Annotated in this window: 4 protein-coding genes; 2 read left to right on the top strand and 2 right to left on the bottom strand. The window is 66.5% G+C overall.

What is annotated here, in order from left to right:
* The first annotated feature begins 45 nt into the window (after positions 1 to 45).
* Together YH64_RS10595 and YH64_RS10590 are read left to right on the top strand one after the other, a co-directional pair.
* Positions 46 to 690, top strand: coding sequence for a hypothetical protein (locus YH64_RS10595; RefSeq protein ID WP_046803877.1), 645 nt, complete (start codon positions 46 to 48; stop codon positions 688 to 690).
* Between the two features lie 129 nt (positions 691 to 819).
* Positions 820 to 2,028, top strand: a complete 1,209-nt coding sequence (locus YH64_RS10590; protein WP_046803876.1) for a benzoate/H(+) symporter BenE family transporter — start codon at positions 820 to 822, stop codon at positions 2,026 to 2,028.
* A 112-nt stretch (positions 2,029 to 2,140) separates the two neighbouring features.
* Here YH64_RS10590 and YH64_RS10585 read toward each other — a convergent pair whose 3' ends face one another.
* Positions 2,141 to 3,706, bottom strand: a complete 1,566-nt coding sequence (locus tag YH64_RS10585; RefSeq protein WP_046803875.1) for a PLP-dependent aminotransferase family protein — start codon at positions 3,704 to 3,706, stop codon at positions 2,141 to 2,143.
* 161 nt (positions 3,707 to 3,867) lie between these two features.
* Complete coding sequence (locus YH64_RS10580) at positions 3,868 to 6,315, bottom strand: TonB-dependent receptor (protein ID WP_046803874.1); 2,448 nt, start codon at positions 6,313 to 6,315, stop codon at positions 3,868 to 3,870.
* Positions 6,316 to 6,359 lie beyond the last annotated feature (44 nt).

The following is a 6,359-nucleotide window of genomic DNA, read 5'->3' as shown; positions in this document are numbered from 1 at the left end:
CCCGCCACGGGCTCGCGATGCCACCAACCACGGAGTGTCATTCGAATGAAGTTCAAAGCCTTGGCCCTGGGTATCCTGCTGGTCGGCGCAAGCGCCGCACAGGCGGCGACGGTAAAGGAAGTGTTCAACGGCGCCATGTTGGGCGCGAACCAGCGTTATCTGGAATCGGTTGCCGGCGTGCCTCGGGAATCCTTCGGCAATGACCACGTCTTCGTGGTGCAACAGTGTCAGGTCAGGGCCACCATCGGCAACGGCAAGGTGACGGCGCTGCGCCTGGAGCTGGCGCCGGGCTGCCAGGCCGACTTGAAGAGCTTTATCGGCGAAGACGCGCCCAAGGCCGGCCAGCCCATCACCCCCGGCATGTTCGGCCGGGGCCTGCGCTACACCGCGGATTGCCTCTCGCAGTGCGGCAACGCGGCGGACCCGTCCGTCTACGCGCTGTGGACCGCGCCGCGTTCGTCGGGCGCCGTGGAAGTGCTGATGGAGACGGTGTTGGTCAGCGGCAAGGCAATGGACGCCGCCGACGCCTGGGAAGCCCAGATCAAGAAGGCCGCCGGCGAGGACTACGTGATGGACACCAAGTTCAATTGCGAAACGCGCTTTGACGACGCGGCCCAGGCCGCCTTCAAGGACGTGCCCGTCACCGCCATTACCGTCGGCTACGGTCTGCCCACGCAGCGTTGCCGGTAAGTGGTCTGGTGGTATTCAGGAATGTGGCCTGATTGAACAGGCCGCCACAGCCCTACACTTTTGCTTTCCGCGCCGGCCGGCCATCGTCAAGATGCCGGCCGCGTTTTCTTCAAAGTGTGGAGTGATGTCATGAATCCATTGCCGGCCAGCCTGCGCGCCGCCGACTTCTTTTCCCCGACCGTTGCGGCGCTGATCTCCGTGCTGGTCAATTACGGCGGCACCTTCGTGCTGGTGTTCCAGGCCGCCGAGTTGGCCGGGCTGACACCGGCGCAGACCGCGTCGTGGGTGTGGGCGGTGTCCGTGGGCGTGGGCATCACGGGGGCAATGCTGAGTTTTCGCTACAAAGCGCCGATCATCACCGCGTGGTCCACCCCCGGCGTCGCGTTCCTGGCTACGGTGATGCCGTTCACGCCCTATGGCGAAGTGATCGGCGCGTATGTCATTTCAGCGCTGGGCTTTTTGGTGCTGGGCATGTCGGGCGCCTTCGAAAAGCTGGTGCGGTTGATACCGGGCGGCATCGCGGCAGGCCTGCTGGCGGGCATCCTGCTTCAGTTCGGAGTCAATGCCTTTGGCGGCGCCAGCGTCGAGCCGCTGCTGGTCATCGTCCTGGTGGTGTCGTACGCGCTGCTCAAGCGATTCACGTCGCGCTTTGCCGTGGTCGGCATCCTGGTCATCGGCCTGGCGATGCTGATCGCGCAAGGCCGCATTGATTTTTCCGCCGTGCACTTGAGCCTGGCCACGCCGGTATTCGAAATGCCGCGGTTTTCTCTGAACGCCTTGCTGGGCGTGGCCTTGCCCCTGTTCATCATCACGCTGACCGGCCAGTACATGCCCGGCATGCTGGTGCTGCGCAACGACGGCTTCAAGACCAGCGCCAACCCGATTCTTGTCACGACGGGGTTGGGCTCGTTGCTGATGGCGCCATTTGGCGCGCACGCGTTCAACGTGGCGGCAATCACGGCGGCCATCTGCACCGGCCCGGACGCGCATCCCGACCCGCGCAAGCGCTACCTGGCAGGCTTGGCGTGCGGACTGTTCTACGTTTTGGTCGGCACCTTCGGCGTGACGCTGGCCACGCTGTTCATGGTGCTGCCCAAGGCCTTCATCACCACGCTGGCCGGGCTGGCGCTGCTGGGCGCCATCGGCGGCAGCCTGGCCAATGCCATGGCCGACGCCCGCACGCGCGAAACCGCGCTGATCACCTTCCTGGCCACCGCCGCGAACGTCACGCTGCTGGGCGTGGGCGGCGCGTTCTGGGGCCTGGTGGCCGGCCTGACGGCGCACCTGCTGATCCATGGCGGCCATCGCACGCTGGTTGGCAGCGCGGCCAGACCGTAGGCGCACGGGGCCGCCAGGCAGGTCCCCATACCCAGCGGTCAGGCAGGCCCCACCAATACCCCAGCCGCCAGGCACGCCACCAATCGCCAAGCCGCGATGCACGCCATGAGCGCTACCGGCGTGGCGTGCGCGCCAACGCATTACGCAGCCGCAGCATCGCGGCTTCGATCTCGTGTTCGGCCAACGACGCGTAGCCCAGCAGCCACCCTTCCAGGCGATCCACCCCCGCGTACAGGCGACTGATCCCGGGCAGCACGATACCGGCCGCGGCCGCTTGCCGGATGGTCTGTTCTTCGGACCATCCCGCTTGCAGCAGGCAAGGCACCTGCAAGCCGCCCGGCGGCCGGATGGCGGTGACGATGCCCGACAGGTGCCGCCCGATGGCATCCAGCATGCAGGCGCGGCGCGACGCATACAGCTTGCGCATGGCCCGCACGTGCGCGTTGTAGTGGCCGTCTTCCATGAAGCGCGCCAGCGTCAGTTGCAGCACCTGCGGCGTGTGCCCGTCCATGATGCTGCGGGCGCGGGCAAAGGCGTCGACCAGCTCAGGCGGCAACGCCATGTAGCCCATTCGCAAGCCGGGGAACAGCGTCTTGCTGAAGGTGCCCAGATATAAGGTCCGATCAAACTGGTCCACGCCCTGCACGCACGCGGTAGGCGGGCCGTCGTAATGGAATTCGCTGTCGTAATCGTCTTCGATGATCCAGCGGCGGTTCTCATGCGCCCAGCGCGTCAGCATGAGGCGCCGCTCCAGCGACAGGATGGCGCCCGTGGGGTATTGATGCGACGGCGTCACATAGACGCAGTTGGCGCCGCTGGGGTCCTGCCGCAGCAGGTCCATGCGGATGCCGTCCGCGTCCACATCGATCGGCACGATACGGGCCTGCGCAGCTTCAAACGCCTTGCGCGCGCCGAAGTAACCCGGGTTCTCCATCAGGAGCGGGCCGTCGGCATCCACCAGCAGTTGCGCGCACAGCGTCAGCGCCTGCCGCGTGCTGGACAACACCAGGATCTGGTCCGCCGACACCCGGGCGCCGCGCTCCAGGTTCAGGTAGTCGGCAATTGCACGGCGCAGCGGCTCGGCCCCTTGCGGGTCGCCATGCAGCAGCACGCTGCCGCGATGCGCTTTGAGCACCTGGCGTTGCAGGCGTTCCCAGACATCCACGGGAAAGGTGCGCGTTTCGGGCAGGCCGGTGGCGAACGCCCTGACCGCTTGCTGGTCGCTCACGCCGCCGCTGTCAAAGATCGCGGTACCGCGTCGGCTTAGGCCGGGGCTTGCCTTGAGCGGCGCCGCATTGCCGCCTTGCTCCGCCCTTGCGCCCTGCCCCGCCCTTGCGCCCTGCCCCGCCTGCGCGCCACGCCGAGACTTGACGCGCCCGCCCGCCGCGCCGCGCAGGACGGCGCCCACGGTATCGGACACATAGCTACCCGAGCCTTCGCGCCGCACGATGTAGCCATCACGATGCAGCTGCACGTAGGCGTTTTCCACGGTGTCGCGCGCCACGCCCAGGGACAGGGCCAGCCCGCGCGTGGCGGGCAGCTTCACGCCCGCACCCAGCGCACCGTCCAGGATCAACGCGCGTAGCGCGCGCTGGATGCGCTGATGCAGATCCAGGCGCGCAAACTCTGCGTCGCCCAGCCGCATTTTCAGCGTGTCGAGTTCGAACGTTTTCACCATGCGGCGGGAAGCCGATGCAGGTGGCGATGCAAATGCAGACGCGAGTGCCGCGGCGCTCGTTCAGGGTGTTGCCGGGTCATGATCAGTCCTTGATGGGGACCGGCCACGGCTCGCGCGAGGCGGGCCGTTGCGCGTGGACGCCGTAATTTAACGGATCAAGATCAATACCGGTAATTCACGCCCAGCATCGCGCTGAACGGCGCGCCGTAGTAGTTGCTGTAGACGTTGGTGCTGGCGTAGTACTTCTTGTCAAAGACGTTGTTCAGGTTCAAGGTTGCCGACCATTGGCGGTTGACCTGGTAGCGCGCCATCAGGTCGACCAACGCATAGCCGCTTTGCGACGATTCAAACTGCTGGCCGCCGGGGCCACGGCTGGAATAGTCGCTGCCGCTTTCCCAACGCACACCGCCACCCACGGTCAGCGCGCTCAGCTCGCCCGGCAGGCGATACGTGGTGTACAGCTTGGCGATGTGGCGCGGCAGCCCGACCTGCGTGATGAAGCCTTGCGGCAGGCGGCGGTCCACGTAGGCATACGACAGCTGCACCTGCCAGCCTGGGCTCAGCGCGCCGCTAAGCTCGGCTTCCACGCCGCGCATCACCGCGCCATCGGCAGCCACATAAGCGCTGTCGCCATTGGGCGCCAGATTGTCGCCGTCGACCATCGCGTAGTTGTCCTGGCGGGTGCGGAACAATGCCACCGAACCATTCAGGCGGCCATCCAGCCACGTCGACTTCAGGCCGACTTCATAGGTGTTGCCCTTGATGGGTTCCAGCACGCCGCCCGACACATTCTGCGCCTGCTGCGGTTGGAATATGCTGGTGTAGCTCGCGTACGCGGACAGGGTCGGCGTCAGGTCGTAGACCAGCCCGGCGTAAGGCGTGTAGACGCCCTGCTCGCGCATATTGTCGGGATACGAGGTGCCGTCGTTGTAGTTGTAGGACGCCTGCTGGTCCCACCACGTCACGCGCGATCCCAGCACCACGGACAAGGCATCGGTGGGACGCAGGCGCAGCGCGCCGTAGATCGACGATTGCTTTTCGGTGTAGTCGCGCTTGCCGGTTGTCTGCCAGTCGGGCTCGGGCATGTTGCCGGACCAGCCGCGTATGTCCGGAATCTTTGCGTCGTAGCCCGGCGCGGTCCACAGCGGGTACATGTCGTAGTCGCCATTGGTGTGCGAGGCGCTGGCGCCGATCACCACATCGTGCTGGCGGCCGAACGCGTTGAAGGCGCCGGTCAGGCTGGCGTCCACGGCGTTCTGCGTTTTGGGAATAGGCCATTTCGCCACCCACAGGGACGCGCCGCGCCCCGAGTTCGGGTCCGCCCAGCCGTTGCTGCTGAACCAGCCATAGGTGCGGTCGTTATCGTCGCCCGTATGCGACAGGGTGACCGACCCCTTCCACAGCGGCGCGAATTCGTGGTCCAGCGTGGCGAACACGTTGTAGCGCGTGCGTGTCTGGCGGCTCCAGTCGGTGGCCGAGTTGAAGCTCTGGCGGAAATCCGTCTTGGTGCCGTCCGCGTAGGCCGCCGGAAAGCCGAAGTACGAGCACGCCGTGCAATGCTTGCGCTGGTACTCGCCGCCCAAGGTCAGCATGGTGCGTTCGCCCAGATCGGCTTCGATCACGCCGTACAGCAACTGCGAATCCTGCTTGACGCGATCGATGAACGAGCCGCCCTCCTGCCATGCGCCCACGACGCGGCCGCGCAGCTTGCCGGCTTCATCCAGCGGGCTGCCCAAGTCGAACTCCGTGCGCTTGTAGTCCCATGACCCCACGGCCGCGCCCACACTGGCCTGGAAGTCCGACGTGGGCCGCTTGCGCACCAGGTTGATGGACGCCGCCGGGTTGCCCGCGCCGTTCAACAAACCCGTGGACCCGCGCACCACTTCAATGCGGTCGTACAGCGCGGTGTCCAGCCCCAGTGCGTTGAAGTCCTTGTGCGTGGGCACGCCGTCCACCTGCATATTGGTGACTTCCATGCCGCGCGCGTACAGGCCTTTTTCGTTGTCATCGGCCGACCCTTTCTTCTTGAAGGTCAGCCCGGGCGTGTTGGCGATGGCGTCTTCCAGCGTATTCAAGCCCTGGTCCGACAGGCGTTGGCGCGTCATCACCGAGACCGACTGCGGCGTCTCGCGCAAGCTCATCGGCAGCTTGGTGGCGGTGGTGCTCAGGCCCACGGTGTACGAGTCGGTGCCTTCGCTGGGGCCCGGTTCACGCGAACCCAGCACCTCGACGGGCGCCAGCGTCTGCGCCGCCGCGCGCCGCACCCCATAGTTGTTGCCGCCCTGGCTGACGGCTTCCAGCCCCGTGCCCGCCAGCATGGCCGCCAGGCCCGAGGCGATGCCGTATTCCCCTTGCAGGCCCGTGCTTTGCTTGCCTTGCGTCAGCGACGCGTCGAAGGACAGCACCACGCCGGCCTGGGCGGCGAAGCGGCTCAAGGCCAGGCCCAGCGGGCCGGCCGGCACGTCGTAGCGCCGCGCGCTGGCGGCGGTGTCGGCAGCTTGCGCCCACGCGGGCGGGGCCGACGCCAGCGTCAACAACGCAGTGAAGACGGCGCGGGCAACAGGCGCCAAGGCGCCGGGATGGCGAGGTTTGGTCAAAAGGGAAGGCATGGGATGAAGGTTTCCGTGAATCAAATCCGACGTAATCCCTGCTA

This window comes from Achromobacter sp. LC458, from assembly GCF_001005835.2.
In the GTDB taxonomy this organism is placed as follows: domain Bacteria; phylum Pseudomonadota; class Gammaproteobacteria; order Burkholderiales; family Burkholderiaceae_B; genus Achromobacter; species Achromobacter spanius_B.
The sequence above is the reverse complement of the archived record's forward strand: the minus strand, read 5'-3'. Positions and strand labels throughout refer to the sequence as shown.